Genomic DNA, 21,088 nt, shown 5'->3' with positions numbered 1-21,088 from the left:
GTGGGTGTTCCTTTCGAGACCGGCACCACGGGTCCGTCGTCCGACGTCCCTGGCATGGGTAGTGCGCCGCCGCCCAGCCGGGCTCCGCGCTTCGGTCTCGAGTCTTCCCTGCCACCCTCGACCCAGCCCGGCACTGAGACCGAAGAAAAGGTCAACGAATCCCGTAGCCTTCCCGCAGGTCGGGCGTCCATGCGACGGCTGGCCCGTCCCCGCGGTGTGCGTGCGCGGCAATGTGCGGACGGGACGTCGACCCTCCGGTCGGCGGACAATGGAAGGGTGACCCATCTGCCCGACGCCCTGATCCCCCGGCCGCGCCGCGAGCTCACTCCCGGGGCAGTCCTGGTGCCGGACTGGCTCGATCCCGCCCGGCAGCGCGAATTCGTGACCCTGTGCCGTGCATGGGCGGGGGGACCGGTGCCGATGCGCTCCCCACGCATGCCGAACGGCGGCGTCATGTCCGTGCGAAGCGTCAGCCTCGGCTGGCACTGGCTGCCCTACCGGTACAGCCACACGGCCGACGACGTCGGAGGTGCCGCCGTCGCTCCCTTCCCGGAGGTGCTGCGCACGCTCGGCCGTGATGCCGTGGCCGCCGCCTACGGCGCGGACGAGGCCGCGCGGTACGAGCCCGACGCCGCACTCGTCAACTACTACGACGACGCCGCGAGGATGGGCATGCACCAGGACCGTGAGGAGCGGACCGACGCACCCGTCGTCTCGCTCAGCCTGGGGACCTCGTGCGTCTTCCGGTTCGGCAACACCGAGAACCGCAACCGGCCATGGCAGGACGTGGAGCTGGCCTCGGGGGACCTCTTCGTCTTCGGCGGTCCCTCGCGCTTCGCGTACCACGGGGTGGTCCGCACCCTCCCGGGCACGGCTCCTGCGGGCATCGGGTTCGAGGGCCGGCTCAACATCACCCTGCGCGAGACGGGTCTCTCCTGAACCGGGTCAGCCCGTTGAGAGGATGATGCCGCGCGCGTACGCGGCCTGGCCGGCGTGCTGGACGGCGTCGTCGACCACGCTGACGAGCCTGACCAGGAGCGTCACCGGTGGATCCCAGTCCTCGTCCACCACCCGCTCGAGGTCCGCCTCGACCAGCCCGCCCACCAGGCGTTCGGTCACGCGGTGCACGGCGTCGAAGTAGTCGAGCAGTTGCCGGCCAGAACGGACCCGGACGGCGTCCACCTGTTCGAAGGTGTGTCCGAACCCGGTGTCCGAGCGGTCGATCGCGAGGTCCCACCGATCGGCGAACCCGTCCGAGAGCCAGACGTCGTCATGCCCGAAAGCCTCGGCGAGGTGACTGTCTTCCACGCGGGCGAGGTGCCAGACGAGCCAGGCGACGGAGTTGCCGGATCCCCCCGGGCGGACGGACAGCTGTTCGGCGTCGAGGCCCTCGACAGCCGCGTGCACCAGGTCGGGCAGGCGGCCGAAGGCCTCGACCAGGACGTCGACCGACCTCATGCGTCGTCCCGCGGTGCCGCTTCGGCACGCGACGCCATCAGCAGGGTGAAGCGGCGGCGCTGCCGGGCGGGGATGAGCGAGAGGAACCGGGGGTGGGCGGCCAGGAAGTCCTGCGCCTCGGGGCAGTAGGGCCTGACGGCGAGGCGCCTGCGGTGCGCGTTGAGCAGGACGGCCTGCATCAGGACCGACTCGACACCGATCCGCTGGAACCGCGGGTCGATCACCGAGTGGAGCAGGAGCACATGTCCACCGCGCATGTCGTACTGCACGTAGCCGGCCATGACGCCGTTGCGGAACAGCTCGAAGCGCGAGAACAGGGCGTTGTCCCGGAACGTCTCCCGGGCGGAGTCCGCCGACCCACGCTGCGCAGCCTGGCGTTCACGGCGCTCGAGCTCCCCGATGAGGGCGTCGTACTGCTCCCTCGCCTCGAGTGCCGGGTGATCCGTGTCAAGGTGCTGGAAGGTGCGGTTGCAGAGGAGCCGCAGCTCCCGTGTCGTGACTGTCGCGAGGTCCTCGGGGAACGCGGATCCGGGAGTCGCCGGCGGAGCTTCGACGGTGTGCAGCGGGAGTTCCCGCGACGGCGTGGAAGCCTTCTCCTGAGCGGTGGGATGGTCGAGTGTCTGCGGCAAGCGTTCCATGGTCAGCTCCACGTCCGGTGGGTCCACGGCCTTCTGCTCGACCAGTAGGAGCAGTCTAGGTGAGCTTCCTCATTGTGGGAAGGTCAGCAGGCTGTCAACCCTCGGGATGCTGGTCGTGGACACCGGATTCCCGGTAGAACCGCTCGATGTGATCCCGCACCAGGCCGGCAGCCCTGCGTCCCTCGCCCGCGACGATCGCCGCCAGGATCGCCCGGTGCTCGTGCCTCAGCCGGTCGGAGGTAGACCCCCAGTCCGGGAGGTCGGCGGTGAGGCGCTGCGTGTAGGCTGCGATCGATCCACGCAGGGAACCCATCATGGCCCCGACGAGCACATTTCCGGCCGCTTCGGCCAGTGCCACATGGAACAGTGCGTCGCGCTCCAGGAAGGACCCCGGCCCGGCGTCGTCCCCGTCCGGCTCGTCCATCTCGTCCAGGAGCCGCGCGGCCCGCTCGAGCGCCGGCGAGCCGCGCCACGCATGCTCCGCGGCCCACGCCTCGAGGAGGAGGCGTGTCTCCACGATGTCCTTGACCGGCAGGTGCGCGCTGGCGACGTGGAGCCGGAGCGCGGAGTCGAGGGCGACCGCCGGGTTGCCCGTGATGATCGTCCCGGCCTGCGGGCCGGATCCCACGCCGGCCCGTACGACGCCGAGTGCCTCCAGCACGCGGGTACCCTCGCGCACCGACGCCCTGCTGATGCCGAGCTGCTCCGCCATGCTGCGCTCGCCCGGCAGCCGAGAACCGATGGCGAGCCTGCCGGCCGCGAGTTCCTGCTCGAGCCATGCCGAGACGACCTGATGGGTACGCATGGGGCCAGCCTATCTTGTGTGGTCGGACCACACGCCGTAGGATCTGTGGTCAGACCTCAGCCGCCCGGCACACCGCCGCGATCCCTCCCTCGAGCAAAGGCACCCCCCGTGACACCCTCCATGAATCCCTCCGCCCGCACCGCTGTCCCGCCGGCCCTCCGGCGCCGCGTGCCGAAGGTCGCCGACCTCGCTCCCCTCATCCAGTTCAAGAAGCCGGAATTCGGGTCCGCAGCGCGTCTGAAGCAGGCCAACACCATCTGGGACCTCCGCGACATGGCCAAGCGCCGCACACCCACCGCACCCTTCGACTACACCGACGGCGCCGCCGAGGCGGAGATCTCCCTCGGCCGCGCCCGGGACGCCTTCCTCGATCTCGAGTTCCGGCCGGGCATCCTTCGGGACGTCCGGACGGTGAGCACGGCCACGCCGATCCTCGGCGGCACCTCGGCCCTCCCCTTCGGCATCGCACCGACCGGTTTCACACGCATGATGCAGTCGGAGGGTGAGTACGCCGGGTCCCGGGCCGCCGAGGCAGCGGGCATCCCCTACACGCTCTCGACCATGGGGACCGCCTCGATCGAGGACGTCGCCGCGGCCGCGCCGAACGGGCGCAACTGGTTCCAGCTGTACCTGTGGACGGATCGTGACCGCTCCATGGAACTGATCGCGCGCGCGGCAGCGGCCGGCAACGACACCCTCATGGTCACCGTGGACACGGCCGTCGCCGGGGCCCGCCTCCGCGACGTCCGCAACGGCATGACCATCCCTCCGGCCCTGACACTGAAGACCGTCCTCGACGCCTCCTACCGCCCCGCCTGGTGGTTCAACTTCCTGACGCACGAACCCCTGTCCTTCGCCTCGCTCTCCCGCTACTCGGGCACCGTCGCGGACCTCATCAACTCGATGTTCGACCCCACCCTCACGTTCGAGGACCTCGACTGGCTGCGCAGCGTCTGGAAGGGGAACCTCGTGGTCAAGGGCATCCAGACGCTCGACGACGCGAAGAAGGCCGTGGACCACGGCGCGGACGGCATCATCCTCTCCAACCACGGCGGACGGCAGCTCGACCGCGCCCCGATCCCCCTGCACCTGCTGCCCCGAGTCGCCGCCGAACTCAAGGGCAAGACGGACATCATTCTCGACACCGGCATCATGAGCGGCGGCGACATCGTCGCCGCCGTGGCCCTCGGTGCCGACTTCACCCTGATCGGCCGCGCCTACCTCTACGGCCTCATGGCAGGGGGCCGCAAGGGCGTCGACCGCACCATCGAGATCCTGGGCACCCAGACGGCCCGCACCATGCAGTTGCTCGGCGTCGACAGGATCGAGGACCTCAACCCCGACCACGTCCGGCTCCTGGGCGACGCGACCACGGAGGCCGATCTCCCGGACGCGGCCCTGACCCGCTAGTCCGCCGAGGGTCGGCCTCAGCCGCGGCCCCTCGACCTGGCCTCGGCCTGCTGCTCCCTGCCCTGCTCCACGAGGTGGTCGTCGTCGGTCCGGTTGCCCTTCAGCTCGACGGCCACACCCTGCACCTCGTCGGCGATCGCCCGGACCGCGTCGACGGGGTCGAGGGAGACCTCCTGGTCCGGCAGCTCCGGGACCACCGTGATGCCGTCGGCCGAACTCCGCTCCTGCAGCTGATCCCGGTGGCGCCTCGATGCCGCGTTGTCGGTACCTGCCGTCTCACCGACCGAGGGCTCGCCGAGCTTCCCGGCGGCATGGCGGACGCAGAGATCGGCCACCTCCTGCGCGTGCGCGTGCATGACGGAGTGCGCCGCGCCCTCGATCTCCACGACCGACGCCACCCTGGGGAACGCCTCGCTGAGGCGCGTGACCCAAGAACGCGGGCACACGGCGTCGTGCTCGCCGCGGATGATCAGTGTCGATGCCCCCACGCGGGCTGCGGTCCGCTCGATCGGGTAGGACATCATGCGCGGCAGGATCTTGAAGAACCAGCCGAAACCACAGGTGAGGTAGGCGACGACTGCGAGCAGCTTCACGCGGGAGGGCTCGTGGAGGGCAGCCCGGAGGAACCGCACCGCCTGCGCCGGAGTGGATCTCCTCGATGCGTCGATTACCGGGCTGATGAGCACGAGGGTGGACAGGCCCGGCCGCCTGGCCGCCAGATCGGCGCAGATCTGCGTCCCCATGGAGTGCCCCACCACCACCGGGTCCTCCAGGCCGAGCTCGTCGATGGCCGTCCCGACGAGGTCCGCGAACTCACTGATGGACAGTGCGTGCCGAGCGTGCGGCACACCACCGAAGCCGGGAAGGTCCAGCGCGTAGACCGGCCCGAACTGCATCAGGTGCGGGGCGAGCTGCTCGAAGTAGTGCGAGGAGACGCCGATGCCGGAGACCAACACGAAGGGCCTCTCGCCCGGCTCGCCCGCCGAGCTCACCCGGGCCCAGACGCCGTCGCCCTGGACCCTCTGGACCCTGATGTCCGGGCTCTCGTCGGAGCCCCCGGTTTTCGTCACGTCTCATTCTCGTACCGGACGTCGGCAAAGACTGAATCGAGGTCTATCATTCATCTGTGGACCTGCCTGGGGCGGGTCCCGGTACATAAGTCTGGGGAGACGAATATGGAGCGTAGGCGGATGCATTATCCGTTGCGTTACAGGCGCGCGCGATCGCTGCTCTACGTGATCGGCCTGTTCTGGTTGTGGCTGTGGCTCGGCAGCGCAGCGCTGATGGAGGGTCTCTACCATTCGCCGCTGCACGCGGCCCTCGCGATGTACGCGATCGCCGTCGCCGTCCTCGTCTCGCTGCCCGCCGCCCTCCTCACGGTGCTCCGCATGGTCCTCACGCATCCGCAGCGGACCGGCGTCGTGGTGCCTCTCACCCGGGCCGCCCGCCCGGTGCAGGACGCCCACTGGTGGTACGGCGAGAAGGCCTCCTGACTGACGGGCGAACACTGGTCCCGCGGGCGATCCCGGGATCCGCGTGATTCCCGTCATGCCCCGCGACCATCCTCCGGCCCCTACCGGACGAATCATCTGTGAGCTACTGCTCCTTCGACCGGTTCCCGGGCCGCCTCCGGGGCGACACCGGCACTGCGGAGGTCCGCAGGACCGACCGGATCGGGGTGTTCCCGCCCCGCTCCTCGACCGCAGAAGGACAGGAGGGGGATCGTGGGCCATATTGACCGTGCCACGATGACCCTCATCGCCCTCGGGGAGGACGTCGGTGACGGCCGGCGCGAGCACGTCCAGTCCTGCCCCGCGTGCACCGAGGCGATGGCCCGCGTCCGCAAGCGCCTCCTCTGGATGGACGCGGCCGGCGCTCCGGCCACGGACCTCCCACCACCGTCGGTCTGGGAGGCGATCCATCGGCAGCTGGAGCTGGGCGAGGATCTCCGGCCCGACCCCCTGGGCACGCCCGGCGGGGCGCACGCCGAGGTCGGCGCCATGTCGCCGCATGAACCCGCCCGCACCAGCCATCCCGCTCGGCCCGGCAGGTCCCGCAGGATGAGCGGCCGTCGTCGCTCAGTCGTCGGCGCCCTGACGGCGGCTGCGGCCGCCGCCCTCCTGTGGACCGCCGTCGCCGAGGCCCCTGGTCCGTCACCGGAGGCCGGCGACGCGCGGGGGGACACCGCGGCTCCCCGCACCATGGCCACGGCCGGACTCACGGCGATGGGATCCTACGCCGATGCCGGGAGTGCCCGCGTTGACCTCATGTCCGATGGTGGGCGCATGCTCGTGGTCCACTCGGCCGCCACCGCGTCCCGCGGGCACCGCGAGGTGTGGCTCCTCGCCCCGGACGCGAGCACTATGGTCAGCCTCGGCGCCATGGAAGGGGTGGACGGCGCGTTCCGGGTGCCGGACGACGTGGACCTCTCGTCGCTGCCCGTCGTCGACATCTCGAGCGAGCCCGACGACGGCGATCCGGCACACTCGGGCGATTCGATCCTCCGGGGCCGGCTCGACGCGGGCTGAGCCGACGGACGCAGGGGCGCAGCTCCGCGTCCTCCTGGCGGACCAGCTTCCGTCCTGCCTTCAAGTACTCGCCGAACGCACGGGTTCTTCTCCACAGGCCCACTGCAGTCCGGCGCATCGCCATCCGCGCCGGACCATGGCCGTCGGAGCACGGCGGGAGTCTTCCGGGTTCAGGGCGGCGCGGACCCGAAAGTGCTGGACGCTCCCCGCGCGGCACTGGCACGCTGACAACGACCGCACCCTTCGACGACGGGGAACACCATCGCTTCGACCACGCGCCCTCCCGCCCCGCCGGGAAGTGGTGCCCGCGCGCCCGACCTGCGTCGGCGGAACGTCCTGGTGGGCATCCTGTTCGGCTGCGGCATCATCGCCTTCCTCGATGAGGCCGTGTTCCACCAGCTCCTCCACTGGCACCACTTCTACGACCGCTCCACCCAGGCGGCGGGCCTCGTGTCCGACGGCCTGTTCCACGCGTTCAGCTGGTTCGCCACGGTCGCCTCGCTCTTCCTGTTCGCGGACCTGAGGAGACGGGGTGCACTGGACGCCCGACGCTGGGCGGGCGGGATCCTGGTCGGCGTCGGCGCCTTCCAGCTGTTCGACGGCCTGGTGCAGCACAAGCTGCTCGGCCTGCACGAGGTCCGGTACGGCGTGGACCTCCTGCCCTACGACCTCGCGTGGAACGGCGCGGCGCTGACCTTCCTGGTCGCCGGGGTCCTCGTGCTGCTCGCCGTCGGCCGGGCGGAGCGCCGGCGGGGGTGAGGTTCTCCGCTGTGCTGGGCGACGCCGTGCTGGGCGACGCCATGCAGCACCCTACAGGTGGTGGCGGGATGGCGGCCGGCGACGGTGATGCCGTCACCTTCGCGGTGCGGACCGCCGTCGTCCTCGCCTGGTCGGGACTGGCTGCGGGCTATCTCGTCGCCGACCGCGCCGCGGTGCTGCGCGGCCGCACCTCCTGGCCGGCGGCGCGCACGGCCTCGTGGCTCTCGGGCGCCCTGCTCGGCCTCGTGGTGTCCGTGGGTCCTGTCGCGTCGGCTGCCGGGAACAGCTTCACGGCCCACATGGCGGTCCACCTCGTGCTGGGGATGCTCGCGCCGCTCCTGCTCGTCCTCGGTGCGCCCATGACCCTGGTCCTTCGAGCCGTCCCGGTCCATGCCGGGCGGCGGCTCGCAGGCCTGGCCGGCAGTCCGCCGATCCGCATCCTCACCCATCCGGTCACCGCACTGGTGCTCTCGATCACGCCGATGGCCCTGCTGTACCGGGACGGTTCGGCCCTCGCCCTGCTGCATGACCCCGTGGCCGGCCCGGCCCTCCACGTCCACTTCGTGGCCTCTGGGGCACTCTTCGCCTACGCCGTCGTCGGGGTGGATCCCCAGCCCCACCGGGCGTCCGTCACGCTGCGTGCAGGAGCGATCCTCGTCTCCATCGCAGCGCACGGGATGATCGCGAAGCATCTGTACTCACTGTCCGGTACTGCCGGGATGCCGGACGGGACAGCGGCGGCCGCGCAGCTCATGTACTACGGCGGTGACGCCGTGCACGTACTGCTGCTCGTCGTCTTCTGCCTGCAGGTGTACCGGCGGACCGGACGTGCGGGACGCCGACGCGCAGGAGCCTCCTCCAGCGGCCCTGCGTCCGGGCGCGTTGTGTAGCCTTGCCGGAGCGGGCCGAGGGCCCGGCGAACCACCGGAGGATCACGCATGCCACGCTTCGCCCCGATCACGGGACTGTCCCTTGCCGCCCTGGTCGTCCTGACGGCCTGCTCGACATCGACGGATGCGGGCGAGGCGCCTGCATCCGCGCCGGCATCCGCCTCGTCGGCGGAGCCGTCCACGGGAGTCTCCACCGACGCGTCCGGGAGCGCATCCGACGGCACGTCCGACGGCGCGTCTCCAGATGCGGCGGAAGGGAGCGGGACCTACTCGTCGGACGACCTCTCGGCCATCCTCGCATCGGTCACGCAGGCGGACGGCAGTACCCTGCAGATGCTCCCCACGGCCCAGATCGAGCAGAGCATGGAGCAGGCGCGCCAGTTCCTGGCCGGCGTGACGGTCAGCCCCGAGGAGTGCGCGGTCTTCGTGTCGAACAGCCTGGAGGCGCCCGAGGGCGCAGGCGTCGCGACGGGCGTCTCCAGCGCGGACGGAGACGCCGTACAGACCATCCTCTCGGCGGCCTCCGCGGCCGAGATCGCCTCCGCCGGCGAGGAGGAGGCCGCCGAGACCGCGGAAGCGCTCGAATCCTGCTCCTCGATGAGCGTCGAGGCCTCGGGAGTGTCGATCGACCAGACCGTCGAGGCGGTGGAGGCCACGACGGACGCCGACCGCACGGCCGGGACGCTGGCGGTACAGACCACCCCGGACGGGGCGACGCAGCAGACCATGACCATCGTCGGCACCCGCGGTGACCTCGCCGTGACGGCCGTCCGCACCGCCAAGGACACGCTTCCCGAGGGTACGCAGGAAGAACTGCAGGGCCTCGTCGACTCCACCCTCGCCGCTGCCGAGCAGGGCTGAGCCGTGCGCCTCGAGGGATGGCACATCATCGTGATCCTCGGATTCCTGCTGGTGGTGGCGGTGATCGCCGGGGTGATCCTCCTGGGCTCGGCGGCCCGGAGGGGGCCTGGACCGCACAGTGGACAGCGGGCACAGGGCGCACCCCCGGATCCCGCCCGGACGCCGCGCACCACTTTCGGACGAAGGAGGACCGCCTCCGCGAGATCGACGACCTTCATCGTCGCGGTGTGATCAGCGAGCACGAGCATCGGGAGACGCGCAGGCGGATCCTCGACGACTGAGGCTCTCGACGATCCGGGTGGACAGATGTCTGTCAGTCGGCATATAACTAGTTAGCCGAACTAGTTGACAGTACGGTTCGTATTCCTGAGCGAGAGGGCGGGCAATGACGCAGACCATCAGTGAAACCATCCGTGGCTCCCTGGGTGCCGGTGACACCGCCGTCGGAGCGCCCCTCCACTGTGGCGGGCCGATGACCCTGCGCGAGACCTCCTGGCGCGGCACCTCCTACGGCATGATCGAGCAGCCGGCCGGAGGGTTCGACGTCGAACTCGTCTGGGCCTGCGCCTGCGGCTTCCAGCTCTCCCACGAGGAGCCGAAGGATCTCGCCCTCCCCCTCTCCCCGGCACTCCGCCGGGTCGCAGCCGCAGCCGCCGATCTCGAGGACGTCCGGTGGCACCTGGACCAGATCACCGACGAGCTCGAGACGGCAGTGCTCGTGGCCGCTGACGGCGGAGCTGCGATCGTCGACATCGCCGAGGCCGCCCACCTGCAGCCCGCCGACGTCCACCAACTCGCATCCGGCGGACACCTTCTCGGCCACGTAGGCTGATCGGGCCGGTCCGTCGGAGCGGTACGCCGACCCTCGGTCGGCGACCACCAGCTGGAAGGCCGTTGCCCGTGAAGAGCGCCCCCTGGGTAGAGCACGTCATCTGGTGGCAGGTGTACCCCCTCGGCTTCGTCGGGGCGGAGAAGACCGCCACCGACCGGCCCGCCGCGGAGCATCGGCTCCTGGACCTGCTTCCGTGGTTGGACTACGCGGTGGAGCTGGGCGCGTCGGGGCTGGCCCTCGGACCGGTGTTCGCCTCCGAGACGCACGGCTACGACACCACCGACTACTTCCGGATCGACGCCCGCCTCGGCACACTCGATGACTTCGACACCCTGGTCGCCGAGGCCCACCGGCGCGGGCTGAGGATCCTGCTGGACGGGGTGTTCAACCACGTGGGCCGGTCCTTCCAGCCGTTCCAGGAGGTCCTCGCCGAAGGACCGGGAGCGGGAAGTGCCCGCTGGTTCGTCCTGGACTGGCCCGACGGCGCAGGCCCGGGGACAGAACCCGGCTATCGAGACTTCGAGGGCCACCACCACCTCGTCGCCCTCGATCACCGCGAGCCCGCCGTCGCTGATCTCGTGGTCGAGGTCATGGGGTACTGGCTGGACCGCGGAGCGGACGGCTGGCGACTCGATGCCGCCTATGCCGTCCCGGCGCCGTTCTGGGCCGACGTCACGGCCCGGGTCCGGTCCGCCCATCCCGACGCCTACCTGGTCGGCGAGTACATCCACGGCGACTACGCGGCCGAGGTCGGCGCGGGCGGTCTCGACGCCGCGACCCAGTACGAACTGTGGAAGGCCATCTGGAGCTCGCTCAACGACGCCAACTTCTTCGAACTGTCCGCGGCGCTCGAACGGCACAATACCCTGCTGGCGTCCTATGTGCCGCTCACGTTCGTCGGCAACCACGACGTCACGCGCATCGCCAGCAGGCTCACCGATCCGGCCCTCGTGGCGCACGCCGTCGTCCTCCTCATGACGCTCGGCGGGACCCCTTCCGTCTACTACGGCGACGAGCAGGGGTATCGCGGCGTGAAGGAGGACAGGGCCGGCGGCGACGACGACGTCAGGCCGTTGTTCCCGCCCGCACCCGCGGACCTCTCATCGGTCGGCCAAGGCGTGTTCGCCGTCCATCAGCAGCTCATCGGCCTGCGTCGCCGGCACGCGTGGCTGCACCGGGCGACGACGCAGGTGCTGCAGCTCTCCAACGAGGTGCTGGCCTACCGCGTCACGGCCGAGGGGCCCGAGGAACTGGTGGTGGCCCTCAATCTCTCGCACGGGCCCGCACGGGTCGACGTGGGCGGCGCCGCGGGCGTCCTCGCAGGGGAAGCGGCCGTCGACGGCGCCGGAGTGCTCGTGCCTGCACGCGGTTGGGCGGTCCTCGGCTGACGGCTCCCCGTCGTCGACCGCCCGGCAGCGTGCCCTGCCGGGCCTCCGTGGGGATAATGAGTGCACACGATGCAGCCAAGATGCAGAGGAAGGGGGTCGCGATGAGCCCGCAGGATGCCCGGGAGACCCAGGACCCGGTCGATTTCACGCCCTGGCCCCGGCCCGTTCCGCTCCACGTCCTGAACGGCGTGAAGAAGCTCATGCTCGTGGCGGTGATCCTCGTCGGGGTGCACCAGCTGCTGCCGTCGACGAGCCTCGGCTCCTCCCTCAGCAGCACCTTCACACTGCTCGTCGTGATGTCCTGGCTCGCGCCCCTGGCCCGCATCGTGGCCGCGCGGCCCTGGACCCGCAGGTCCGCCGAGGAGTGAGGTCCGAACCTCTGCCGCGGCGCGCCACGGAACGGCCATCCACAGTTCGTCCCGAATTCATTAAAACGACGGTACTGTTCGCGATATGACACTGACTTCCGCCCTTGCCGCAGGCATGCTCCCGGCGATGACCTCCACGACCACCACGACCAACCCCGCAGCGGCCGCCGGCGCTGCCGTCGGTGGCCTCCTCGGCGCCGTGATCGCTCTCGCCATCACCGGCTTCGCGCTCATGGGGATCTTCAAGAAGGCCGGACAGCCCGCGTGGGCCGCCTTCGTCCCCCTCTACAACATCATCGTGCTCCTGAAGATCTCGGGCCTGTCCCCGTGGCTCGTGATCCTGTCCTTCATCCCGGTCGCGAACATCGTCCTGCTCGTCCTGCTCGCCATCAACCTCGCCAAGGTGTTCGGCAAGGGCGCCGGGACAGCAGTGCTCATCTTCTTCTTCAGCCTGATCATGTACTTCGTCCTGTCCTACGGCGGCGCCCGCTACCTCGGCCCCGACGCAGCGCGCTACCCGCTCGGACAGGCGCCCCAGCAGGGGTACGGCGTGGCCGGTTCCTACCAGCCGGGCCAGTACCAGCCCCGGTGACCTGACCACACCGCTGCACCACGGACGAAGCGAGGCCCCTGGTGACCAGGGGCCTCGCTTCGTCCGTGGACGGGAACTGTGGAGCTTGGGGGAATCGAACCCCCGACCTTTTCATTGCGAACGAAACGCTCTACCAACTGAGCTAAAGCCCCGGACACCTCTGCCGAACACCCATACTGTACCCAGAAGGGCGGCTTGATCCCAAAGCGCCGTCCGCCGCCCCGGTGCGCACCGGGGTGTCAGCGGCCGGGAGTAGTCTTCTCCCCATGTCCAGCAATTCCCGGCAGGAAGCCCCTGCCCAGCCCCAGAACGACGACGTCCGGCCGTGGCCCGCCCTGTGGTCGCTCGTCATCGGGTTCTTCATGATCCTCGTCGACTCGACGATCGTCTCCGTGGCGACGCCGGCCATCATGGCCGGGCTGGACGCGGGTATCGACAGCGTCATCTGGGTGACCAGTGCCTACCTGCTGGCGTACGCCGTGCCGCTCCTCGTGACCGGCAGGCTCGGGGACCGCTTCGGACCGAAGCGCATCTACCTCGTGGGGCTTGTCGTCTTCACGCTCTCCAGCGCCTGGTGCGGCCTGTCCGGCACCGTCGAGGCACTGATCATCGCCCGCGTGCTGCAGGGCCTCGGGGCCGCGCTCATGACGCCGCAGACGATGTCCGTGATCACGCGGATCTTCCCGCCCGAGCGCCGCGGCGCTGCCATGGGCCTGTGGGGTTCGGTCGCCGGCATCGCCACGCTCGTCGGCCCCGTCCTCGGCGGCGTCCTGGTCGACTCCGCGGGCTGGGAATGGATCTTCTTCATCAACGTGCCGGTCGGTGTCGTCGGGTTCATCCTCGCCTCACGTCTCGTACCCACACTCCCCACCACCTCGCACCGCTTCGACATGCTCGGGGTCTTCCTCAGCGCGGCGGGCCTCTTCTGCCTGGTGTTCGGCATCCAGGAGGGGGAGAGCTACGACTGGGGCACCATCGCCGGCCCCCTGTCGGTGTGGTCGCTCATCATCACGGGAATCGTGCTGCTCGTCGCCTTCGTGGTCTGGCAGCGCATCAACCGTGGTGAACCCCTCGTGCCGCTCCGCCTCTTCGGCGACCGCAACTTCTCGCTGGCCAACACCTCGATCACCGCGATGGGTTTTTCCATCACCACCATGACCCTGCCGCTCATGCTCTATGCGCAGACCGTCCGCGGCCTCTCGCCCACGCAGGCCGCCCTCCTGCTCACGCCGATGGCCGTGATCTCGGGTGTCCTCGCTCCGTTCGTCGGGAAGTTCGTGCAGCGCAACAACCCGAAGTTCATGGCCGTGGCCGGATTCGCGGGGATGTCCGCCGCCCTCTTCTGGCTCGGCTCGATCCTCACTCCGGACGTCGCCCTCTGGCAGCTGCTCCTGCCCATCTCCCTGCTCGGCCTCTCGAGTGCGGGCATCTGGGCTCCCGTGTCGCTCACCGCCACCCGCAACCTGGCTCCGTCACTGGCCGGTGCCGGGTCGGGGGTCTACAACACCACCCGCCAGATGGGTGCGGTCCTCGGCAGCGCCGCCATCGCAGCGATCATGCAGTCACGGCTCATGGCGAACATGGGCGGTGGAGGAATGACCGCGACCCCCGGCGGCGCCCTTCCCGACGAGGCGAAGGCGGGCTATGCCCTGTCCATGGGCCAGTCCCTCTATCTCCCCGCCGTCGTCGTGCTCATCGGCTTCGCGGCCGCACTCTTCTTCTCCAAGCCCCAGCAGAACCGGGTCTGGGAGCGCGACGCAGGGGCCGTCGGAGCACCCGCGACGGAGGGATCCGCATCCTCCTCACCGGAGCAGGGCGGGGCCACCGGACCTGCCGCGCGGCGCGAGGCGACTCCGGCCGACACTTGAGCTGTTGCCTCTGGGAACTACCGGTAGTCTTCTGCCATGGCTGACGAGACGCAGGACACACCAGGAACGACGGCGACCGATGCGCGGAAGGGCGCGGGCGTCGCGGACACGAAGGACGTCTCGGACGACTTCGCCGTCCGGGAGCACACGGCACCGTCCGGCCTGAGGTACACCACGACCACGGGCCGCCTGGTGCTGCGGCGCGAGGAGACGAAGAACGGGAAGGCCGACGGCTTCAAGCCGAAGGCCGAGATCTTCGTCGCCGCGTACACCAAGCAGGACGCCGAACCCGGGCGCCCGGTCACCTTCGCCTTCAACGGCGGGCCCGGGTCGGCCTCCGTCTGGCTCCACCTGGGCCTCCTCGGCCCGCGCCTGGTGGACTCCGGCGACGTCGGGTCCATGACGCCGGCCCCCTTCGGGCTCGTCGACAACCCGGACAGCCTGCTCGAATCCAGCGACCTCGTGATGATCGATCCGGTGAACACCGGGTTCTCGCGGGTCGTCGAGGGCGAGGAGGCCGACGAGTTCCACGCCTTCATCCAGGACCGCGACCTGGTGGCCGAGGTGATCCGTCTCTGGACCACGCGCAACAACCGCTGGCTGTCGCCGAAGTACCTCGTCGGGGAGTCCTACGGGACGTTGCGCGCCGTCGCCGTCGCCGGCCGGCTCTTCGACGCGTACGGCATGGCCGTCAACGGCCTGGGCCTCATCTCGACGGTGCTGAACATGTCGACCCTGCGCTTCTTCCCCGGCAGTGACCTCCCCTACGCCCTGCATCTGCCCACGTACGCCGCGATCGCGCACTACCACGGCCGCCACGGCGACCGTGAGCTCGCCGACGTCGTCCGCGAGGCGGAGGAGTACGCGGCCCGGGACTTCGGTTTCGCCCTCACGCAGGGCAGCCGGCTCACGCCCGAGGAGTACGAGGAGACGGTGACGCGGCTGCAGGCCATCACGACGCTCGACGCCGGATTCATCCGCCGCTCGAACTTCCGCTGGGCGTACCACGAGTTCGCGGCGGAGATCCTGCGCTCGGAAGGACTCGCCGTCGGTCGTATCGACGGACGGTTCGCCGCCCGTCCGGCCAACCTCCAGGCGTCCGACTCCTTCGAGGACCCGAGCATCCGTGCGATCACGGGCCCGTACTCGGCGGCCATGAACCACTACGTGCGCGCCGAACTGGGCTACGAGAACGATCTCCCGTACGAGATCCTCACCGCCCGGGTGCAGCCGTGGAGCTACCGCACGTTCGAGGGCGCCCCGGTGGACGTCTCGGGTGTTCTCGAGCGCCTGCTCGTGCACAATCCCGCGCTGCGCGTGCACGTGGACTACGGCTACCACGACGGTGCGACGCCGCACTTCGCCGCCGAGTACGTCTGGGCCCACATGAACCTCGACGACGCCGCCCGTGCTCGCTTCACGCACCACTACCACGAGGCCGGCCACATGATGTACCTCAACCCGGTGGCACGACAGGCACAGCTGCACGCGCTGCGGGACTTCGTCACCGAGGGACGGACCGCAGGGGAACAGTACGTAGACTGATGAAACAGTCCGGCGATCACCGCCGCCGGCTCCCGAGCAGAGGACATCATCATGCTGAAGAAGATCCTGTGGGCCCTGGTGCCCGTCATCGCCTCCCGCGTCCTGGCCAAGCGCACCAACGGGCAGGCCCCGCGCGCCGACAAGACGCGCTTCAAGGGAAAGTAGCCCGTCAGCCGGCAGGCACGAACAACGGCAGGGAGGAACGGCCATCGCATTCCGTGACGCGGACGGTTTCGCCGATATCCGCTCCTACGCGGCCATCGGGGACGGCCGCACCGTCGCCCTCGTGGCGCTGGACGGCTCCATCGACTGGTACCCCACACCGGACCTCGATTCGACGCCGTCCTTCGCCCGACTGCTCGACGCCGACGAGGGCTTCATGGCCCTCGCCCCCAGGGGCGGATTCTCGGTGGAGCGCCGGTACGCCGACGGGTCGAATGTCCTGGAGACCACGTACACCACGGACACCGGGACCGTCCGCGTCACGGACTCGCTGAACACCGGCGTGGCGGGTCGTCTCCCCTGGGGAGAACTCGCCCGCCGCGTCGACGGCCTCACCGGCTCCGTGGAGATGGCCTGGTCCGTGGCGCCGGGGACCTGCTTCGGCACGGCCTCGCCGTGGGTGGACAGCGGTCCCGGGGGCCCCATCCTCCGCGTCGATGCCGTCGCACTGGGCATTCGCGGCATCGACCACGGCGTGAAGACTGCCTCCGCCCGGTCGATCGACGGCGCTTTCACCACCTCGGTGGGATCGCGCCACCTCGTCGCCGTCGTGTCCACGCACGGTGAGCCGTTGCCCCTCCCGGACCCGCAGACCATCGACGACGGCGTGGACCGCACCATCCGCAACTGGCAGGCGTGGTCCGACAGCTTCGCGTACGACGGCGACTACCGCCACGCGGTGCTGCGCAGCGCCCTCACGCTGAAGCTGCTGCTGCACAGCCCGTCCGGATCGATCGCCGCGGCGGCGACCACCTCGCTCCCGGAGAGTGCCGCCGGCGGAAAGAACTGGGACTACCGCTACGCCTGGGTGCGGGACACGGCCTACACGCTCCATGCGCTCACGCGCGCGGGACTCCGCGAGGAGGTCCACGCCGCGGTGTCCTGGATGCTCAAGAACCTCCGCTCCCAGGGATCCGACCTCGAGGTGTTCACGCGCCTGAACGGTGAGGTCCCGGAGGGGACGGAACGCCCGGACCTCACCGGCTGGCGGCACATCGGACCGGTCGTGGACGGCAACCCCGCCGCGGGCCAGTTGCAGCTCGGTGTCTTCGGCGACGTCTTCGACGTCGTCTGGCAGTACGTGCAGGCGGGTCACGTGCTCGACCCCGCGACCATGCGGCAGCTCGCGGACCTCGCGGATCTGACCTGCGACATCTGGCAGCGCCGGGACGCAGGGATGTGGGAGCTGCCCGAGGAACGGCACTACGTCACCTCGAAGCTCGGATGCTGGAACGCCCTGCGCTGCGCGGTCCTCCTCGTCGAGCACGGGCAGTTGCAGGGACCGGTGGAGCGGTGGGAGGCCGAGCGGGACCGCATCCGGGACTGGGTGCAGGAGCACGGCTGGTCCGAGGAGCGGCAGAGCTACGTCTGGTACCCGGGTTCCACCGACCTCGATGCCTCGATCCTCCTGCACGCCATGAGCGGCTTCGACACGGGGTCGCGCATGTCCTCCACCATCGACGCCCTGCGCGCCGAGCTCGGGGCGGGCCCCCTCCTCTACCGGTACAGCGGCATGCAGGACGAGGAGGCCACGTTCGTCGCCTGCGCGTACTGGATGGTGTCGGCGCTCGTCGCCGTCGGCCGGCGCGACGAAGCGGTGGATCTGATGGAGGAGCTCCTCCCGCTCGCCAACGACGTCGGGATCATGGCCGAGATGATCGATCCCGATGACCTGTCCTTCATGGGCAACGTGCCGCAGGGGCTCAGCCACCTGGCGCTGATCGTCGCCGCGCTGGCCATCTCGGGGAAGTCCTGACCGCGAGCGCCGCGGTCAGGGCCGCGCCGGCGAGCCGAGGGCCGGTGCGGCACGGATGCACCGCGGAGCGGCCGGGTGCGGACCGGTCTCAGGCGGTGGCGAAGTAGACCCAGACCCCGATGACCCACGTGGTGCCGGCCAGGCAGGCGAGGGCCAGTTCGGCGAGGATGCCGAGGCCCGTGGCCTTCAGGGCGTGCAGGCTCGAGGTCAGGGCGGCGCGGGAGTCACGCTGCCGCGCGTACTCGCTGGCGAAGAGTCCGACGGCGAAGCCGACGAACAGGCCCACGACGGGGATGACGAACATGCCCACGATGCCCAGCAGGACGCCGATGGTCACGGACCTGCCCGGGATCTTCCGCTGCTTGAGGGTCCTGCCGGTGAGCACGATCCCGGCTGCGAGACCGGCTCCGGCCAGGACGGTGCCGATCGCGAAGACCACCCAGCCCTCGGTACTCGCCACCGTCAGCGCCCAGGCCAGCAGCGAGACGATGATGAGGACGCTCCCCGGCAGGACCGGCACCACCACTCCCGCGACACCCACCGCGATGAGCGCGCCGCACACGACCGTCATGAACACCTGGAGATCCATGGTTCAAGTCTCGCATCCGGCTGCGCGACGCGACGCCGCGGAACGGCTCCTGCGCGGCGTCGCGTGGAATACTGTGACGGATACTAAGCCAACTTAGCGAGCCCGAGGGCCCTGAGATCAGGAGGACCAGTGAGTACACCAGGAACAGGGAACACCGACGGCGAGCGCCGGGCCGCGGACGACGACGGCCCCCGGCACGTCGAGTCCCCCACCGAGCTGATGGACACCGGCAGGTCCGGTGCGGGGGCGAGCAGCGCCGGGCGGACCGACACCGGCAGTGGGGCCGGCGCTGGATCACGTAGCGGGACCGGCAGCGACCGGGCGAGCGGAGCCACCCGCTCCGGCAACGACGGCGGCACCGGCGACTACGTGCCCGGTGGCTACTCCGCCGAGGAGGACACGAGCGGCGACTACGTGCCGGGCATGTACTCCGACCCGTCCCCGGAGGACCGGTCGTCGAAGGACACGTCCACCCGCGAGCACACCCGCCCGACGCCGGTCGCGGCATCGCGGGAACCGGCGTCCTCGCGGGACGCCCAGCCGCCGACGCAGGTCCATCCGCAGGTGGCACCCGTCACCGCGTCCAAGGCGCACGACGAGGACCGCGGGAAGGACCGCCACTTCCCGCGCACCGCCACCGCCGGCGCCGTTGCGGGGTCCGGGTCCGGGCTGCCGAGCCTCGAGGACCGCAAACTGGTCCACCAGCGCGAGAAGGAGCACTTCGGCGGCATGAAGTTCGGCTCCGCCTTCTTCGGGTGGCTCACGGCGACGGGCATGTTCGTGCTGCTCTCCGCCCTCGTGGGGGCGATCGCCGGCGCGTTCGGCTACGGCGCGAACCTCTCGACGTCGGATCTCGCGAGCGGGTCCACCGAAGCCCAGAGCACGGGCATCACGGCCGCCGTGGTGCTCGGCGTCATCCTCCTGGTCTCCTACTACGCCGGAGGATACGTGGCGGGGCGGATGGCCCGCTTCAGCGGAGTCAAGCAGGGCCTCGCCGTCTGGCTGTGGGCCGTCATCATCGCGATCGTCCTCGCCGTGGTCGGCTTCATCATCGGCAACCAGGCCAACGTGACCGAGCGCTTCCAGGGACTCGGCGTCCCCTCTGCGCAGGACCTGACGGGTCCGGGCCTGATCGGCCTGCTCGTCGTCGCGGCCATCGCACTGGTGGGTGCGATCCTCGGCGGCCTTGCAGGGATGCGCTACCACCGGAAGATCGACCGCGCCGACTTCGATGCACTGGAGGACGCGGCGTAGGAGCGTCGAGGACGCGGGCAACCGCCACCGGCCTCCGGCAGAGCACGGAACAGCCCCGGACCCTCTGGAGTCCGGGGCTGTTCCGTGCGGCGCCGCGGAACTCAGGGCGAGGGCATCCCACCGTTGACGTTCAGGGTCTCACCGAGGACGTAGCTCGCCTCGGAGGAAGCCAGGAACACGTAGGCCGGAGCCAGTTCGGTCGGCTGGCCCGCGCGGCCCAGCGGGGTCGACTTCCCGAACTCGGGCAACGCCTCCGCGGGCTGGCCGCCCGAGGGCTGCAGCGGTGTCCAGATGGGACCCGGGGCGACGGCGTTGACGCGGATGCCCTTCGGCGCCAGCTGCTGCGCGAGCCCCTTCGTGAAGTTGTTGATCGCGGCCTTCGTGCTCGCGTAGTCCACGAGTGTCGGTGAGGGCTCGTAGGCCTGGATGGAGGTCGAGTTGATGATCGCCGATCCGGGCTTCAGGTGCTTGAGCGCTTCCCGTGTGACGCGGAAGAACGAGTAGATGTTCGTCTTGTACGTGTGGTCGAGCTGCTCGTCGCTCAGCTCCTCGAGGGACTCCACGGCTACCTGCTTGCCCGCGTTGTTCACGAGGATGTCGAGGCCACCCAGTCCGTCGACGGCCTGCTGCACCAGCGAGGTGCAGTATGCGGGGTCCTTCAGGTCGCCGGGGATGCAGACGGCGGTGCGGCCCTCGGCCTCGATGATGCCCTTGACCACCTGGGCGTCCTCCTCCTCCTCGGGCAGGTAGGACAGGGCGACGTCGGCCCCCTCGCGCGCGTAGGCGATGGCGACGGCCGCACCGATACCGGAGTCGGAGCCGGTGATGAGCGCCTTGCGGCCCACGAGTCGTCCGGTGCCGCGGTAGGAGGTCTCCCCGCGGTCGGCCTTGATCTCGAGGTCCGACTCGAGGCCCGGCTCAGCCGTGTGCTCCGCGGGCGGCGAGATGCTCTCGAACCGCGTGACGGGGTTCTGGAAGGTGTACTGGTCGGTCGATCCTGTCGTGCTGTCGGAGGTCATGTGTGTTCTCCCTGTACAGAATGCGTGTCCCGCGCAGCGGGCGCGGGATGGACTGGCCGCCGGAAGCTAAGCCTGCTTATCACATTAGGGCCACAGGGTGGCGGCGGACAACCCGGCCGGCGGGGTGGGGGGCGGGTGGACCTCGACCGTGGGAGTTGCTACGGGAGGGCTGCGGTCAGAAGACGACGGAGAAGAGGCCCGCGCCGATGCTCAGCACCAGGGCTGCGATGACGAGCCAGATGATCGGGGTGCGGAGCCTGCGCATGAGATCCATAGTGCGGCCAGTCTAGCCGGAGGGTCCTCGGC

At 70.1% G+C, this 21,088-nt stretch carries 22 protein-coding genes and 1 tRNA gene; 16 read left to right on the top strand and 7 right to left on the bottom strand.

What is annotated here, in order from left to right; translation table 11 throughout:
* Positions 1-276 precede the first annotated feature (276 nt).
* Positions 277-939 carry an alpha-ketoglutarate-dependent dioxygenase AlkB family protein gene (locus ASF21_RS03550; protein ID WP_235498637.1) on the top strand — a complete coding sequence of 221 codons (663 nt, stop codon included), beginning with the start codon at positions 277-279 and terminating at the stop codon, positions 937-939.
* 6 nt (positions 940-945) lie between these two features.
* Here the strand turns inward: ASF21_RS03550 and ASF21_RS03545 are convergent, their stop codons facing one another.
* The 3 genes from ASF21_RS03545 to ASF21_RS03535 all read right to left on the bottom strand — a co-directional run bounded on the left by ASF21_RS03545 (position 946) and on the right by ASF21_RS03535 (position 2,901).
* Positions 946-1,458, bottom strand: a complete 513-nt coding sequence (locus ASF21_RS03545; RefSeq protein ID WP_055766855.1) for a mycothiol transferase — start codon at positions 1,456-1,458, stop codon at positions 946-948.
* Positions 1,455-2,096 (bottom strand): GNAT family N-acetyltransferase, encoded by a 642-nt coding sequence (locus tag ASF21_RS03540; RefSeq protein WP_157365721.1) that lies wholly within the window; start codon positions 2,094-2,096, stop codon positions 1,455-1,457. Before ASF21_RS03540 ends, ASF21_RS03545 begins: the two co-directional genes overlap by 4 nt.
* A gap of 94 nt (positions 2,097-2,190) precedes the next feature.
* Positions 2,191-2,901 carry a FadR/GntR family transcriptional regulator gene (locus ASF21_RS03535; RefSeq protein WP_055766849.1) on the bottom strand — a complete coding sequence of 237 codons (711 nt, stop codon included), beginning with the start codon at positions 2,899-2,901 and terminating at the stop codon, positions 2,191-2,193.
* Between the two features lie 120 nt (positions 2,902-3,021).
* Between ASF21_RS03535 and ASF21_RS03530 the strand changes: the two genes are divergently transcribed.
* Positions 3,022-4,311 (top strand): alpha-hydroxy acid oxidase, encoded by a 1,290-nt coding sequence (locus ASF21_RS03530; protein WP_082471201.1) that lies wholly within the window; start codon positions 3,022-3,024, stop codon positions 4,309-4,311.
* 17 nt (positions 4,312-4,328) lie between these two features.
* Here the strand turns inward: ASF21_RS03530 and ASF21_RS03525 are convergent, their stop codons facing one another.
* On the bottom strand, positions 4,329-5,381 hold the full coding sequence (locus tag ASF21_RS03525; protein WP_157365720.1) for an alpha/beta fold hydrolase: 1,053 nt from the start codon (positions 5,379-5,381) through the stop codon (positions 4,329-4,331).
* A 120-nt stretch (positions 5,382-5,501) separates the two neighbouring features.
* On the opposite strand from ASF21_RS03525, the gene ASF21_RS03520 reads away from it, so the two are divergent.
* From ASF21_RS03520 to ASF21_RS03475, 10 genes are all read left to right on the top strand, one after another.
* Positions 5,502-5,804: a hypothetical protein gene (locus tag ASF21_RS03520; RefSeq protein ID WP_055766843.1), complete on the top strand. Its 303-nt coding sequence runs from the start codon at positions 5,502-5,504 to the stop codon at positions 5,802-5,804.
* A 231-nt stretch (positions 5,805-6,035) separates the two neighbouring features.
* Positions 6,036-6,839 carry an anti-sigma factor gene (locus tag ASF21_RS03515; protein ID WP_157365718.1) on the top strand — a complete coding sequence of 268 codons (804 nt, stop codon included), beginning with the start codon at positions 6,036-6,038 and terminating at the stop codon, positions 6,837-6,839.
* A gap of 339 nt (positions 6,840-7,178) precedes the next feature.
* Positions 7,179-7,598 (top strand): DUF2243 domain-containing protein, encoded by a 420-nt coding sequence (locus ASF21_RS03510; protein ID WP_321166879.1) that lies wholly within the window; start codon positions 7,179-7,181, stop codon positions 7,596-7,598.
* Positions 7,595-8,488 (top strand): cytochrome c oxidase assembly protein, encoded by an 894-nt coding sequence (locus ASF21_RS03505; protein WP_055766834.1) that lies wholly within the window; start codon positions 7,595-7,597, stop codon positions 8,486-8,488. Before ASF21_RS03510 ends, ASF21_RS03505 begins: the two co-directional genes overlap by 4 nt.
* Before the next feature lie 48 nt (positions 8,489-8,536).
* On the top strand, positions 8,537-9,349 hold the full coding sequence (locus ASF21_RS03500) for a hypothetical protein (protein ID WP_055766831.1): 813 nt from the start codon (positions 8,537-8,539) through the stop codon (positions 9,347-9,349).
* A gap of 3 nt (positions 9,350-9,352) precedes the next feature.
* Positions 9,353-9,580, top strand: a complete 228-nt coding sequence (locus ASF21_RS17015) for a hypothetical protein (protein ID WP_055766828.1) — start codon at positions 9,353-9,355, stop codon at positions 9,578-9,580.
* A gap of 154 nt (positions 9,581-9,734) precedes the next feature.
* Positions 9,735-10,181 carry a hypothetical protein gene (locus tag ASF21_RS03490; protein ID WP_055766824.1) on the top strand — a complete coding sequence of 149 codons (447 nt, stop codon included), beginning with the start codon at positions 9,735-9,737 and terminating at the stop codon, positions 10,179-10,181.
* A gap of 68 nt (positions 10,182-10,249) precedes the next feature.
* A complete protein-coding gene (locus ASF21_RS03485) occupies positions 10,250-11,569 on the top strand; it encodes an alpha-amylase family glycosyl hydrolase (RefSeq protein ID WP_055766819.1) in 1,320 nt (439 codons plus the stop codon).
* Positions 11,570-11,670: 101 nt separating this feature from the next.
* Complete coding sequence (locus ASF21_RS03480; RefSeq protein WP_157365717.1) at positions 11,671-11,937, top strand: hypothetical protein; 267 nt, start codon at positions 11,671-11,673, stop codon at positions 11,935-11,937.
* A gap of 85 nt (positions 11,938-12,022) precedes the next feature.
* Positions 12,023-12,529 carry a DUF5684 domain-containing protein gene (locus ASF21_RS03475; RefSeq protein ID WP_200914768.1) on the top strand — a complete coding sequence of 169 codons (507 nt, stop codon included), beginning with the start codon at positions 12,023-12,025 and terminating at the stop codon, positions 12,527-12,529.
* A 79-nt stretch (positions 12,530-12,608) separates the two neighbouring features.
* Here the strand turns inward: ASF21_RS03475 and ASF21_RS03470 are convergent.
* Positions 12,609-12,681, bottom strand: a tRNA-Ala gene (locus tag ASF21_RS03470).
* Between the two features lie 114 nt (positions 12,682-12,795).
* On the opposite strand from ASF21_RS03470, the gene ASF21_RS03465 reads away from it, so the two are divergent.
* The 3 genes from ASF21_RS03465 to ASF21_RS03455 all read left to right on the top strand — a co-directional run bounded on the left by ASF21_RS03465 (position 12,796) and on the right by ASF21_RS03455 (position 17,920).
* A complete protein-coding gene (locus tag ASF21_RS03465; RefSeq protein ID WP_055766814.1) occupies positions 12,796-14,397 on the top strand; it encodes a DHA2 family efflux MFS transporter permease subunit in 1,602 nt (533 codons plus the stop codon).
* 36 nt (positions 14,398-14,433) lie between these two features.
* On the top strand, positions 14,434-15,942 hold the full coding sequence (locus ASF21_RS03460; protein ID WP_055766812.1) for a S10 family peptidase: 1,509 nt from the start codon (positions 14,434-14,436) through the stop codon (positions 15,940-15,942).
* Positions 15,943-16,150: 208 nt separating this feature from the next.
* Positions 16,151-17,920: a glycoside hydrolase family 15 protein gene (locus ASF21_RS03455; protein WP_055766809.1), complete on the top strand. Its 1,770-nt coding sequence runs from the start codon at positions 16,151-16,153 to the stop codon at positions 17,918-17,920.
* A gap of 88 nt (positions 17,921-18,008) precedes the next feature.
* On the opposite strand, the gene ASF21_RS03450 is transcribed toward ASF21_RS03455, so the two are convergent.
* On the bottom strand, positions 18,009-18,509 hold the full coding sequence (locus tag ASF21_RS03450; protein ID WP_055766806.1) for a DUF456 domain-containing protein: 501 nt from the start codon (positions 18,507-18,509) through the stop codon (positions 18,009-18,011).
* 129 nt (positions 18,510-18,638) lie between these two features.
* On the opposite strand from ASF21_RS03450, the gene ASF21_RS17235 reads away from it, so the two are divergent.
* The gene (locus tag ASF21_RS17235) at positions 18,639-19,763 is read left to right on the top strand and encodes a YrzE family protein (RefSeq protein ID WP_082471200.1); all 1,125 of its coding nucleotides are present in this window, start codon (positions 18,639-18,641) and stop codon (positions 19,761-19,763) included.
* A 101-nt stretch (positions 19,764-19,864) separates the two neighbouring features.
* On the opposite strand, the gene ASF21_RS03440 is transcribed toward ASF21_RS17235, so the two are convergent.
* Entirely contained in the window at positions 19,865-20,782 is a 918-nt protein-coding gene (locus ASF21_RS03440; protein ID WP_055766803.1) for an SDR family oxidoreductase, read from the bottom strand.
* Positions 20,783-21,088 lie beyond the last annotated feature (306 nt).

The organism is Arthrobacter sp. Leaf234, from assembly GCF_001422665.1.
GTDB lineage: Bacteria > Actinomycetota > Actinomycetes > Actinomycetales > Micrococcaceae > Arthrobacter_D.
The sequence above is the reverse complement of the archived record's forward strand: the minus strand, read 5'-3'. Positions and strand labels throughout refer to the sequence as shown.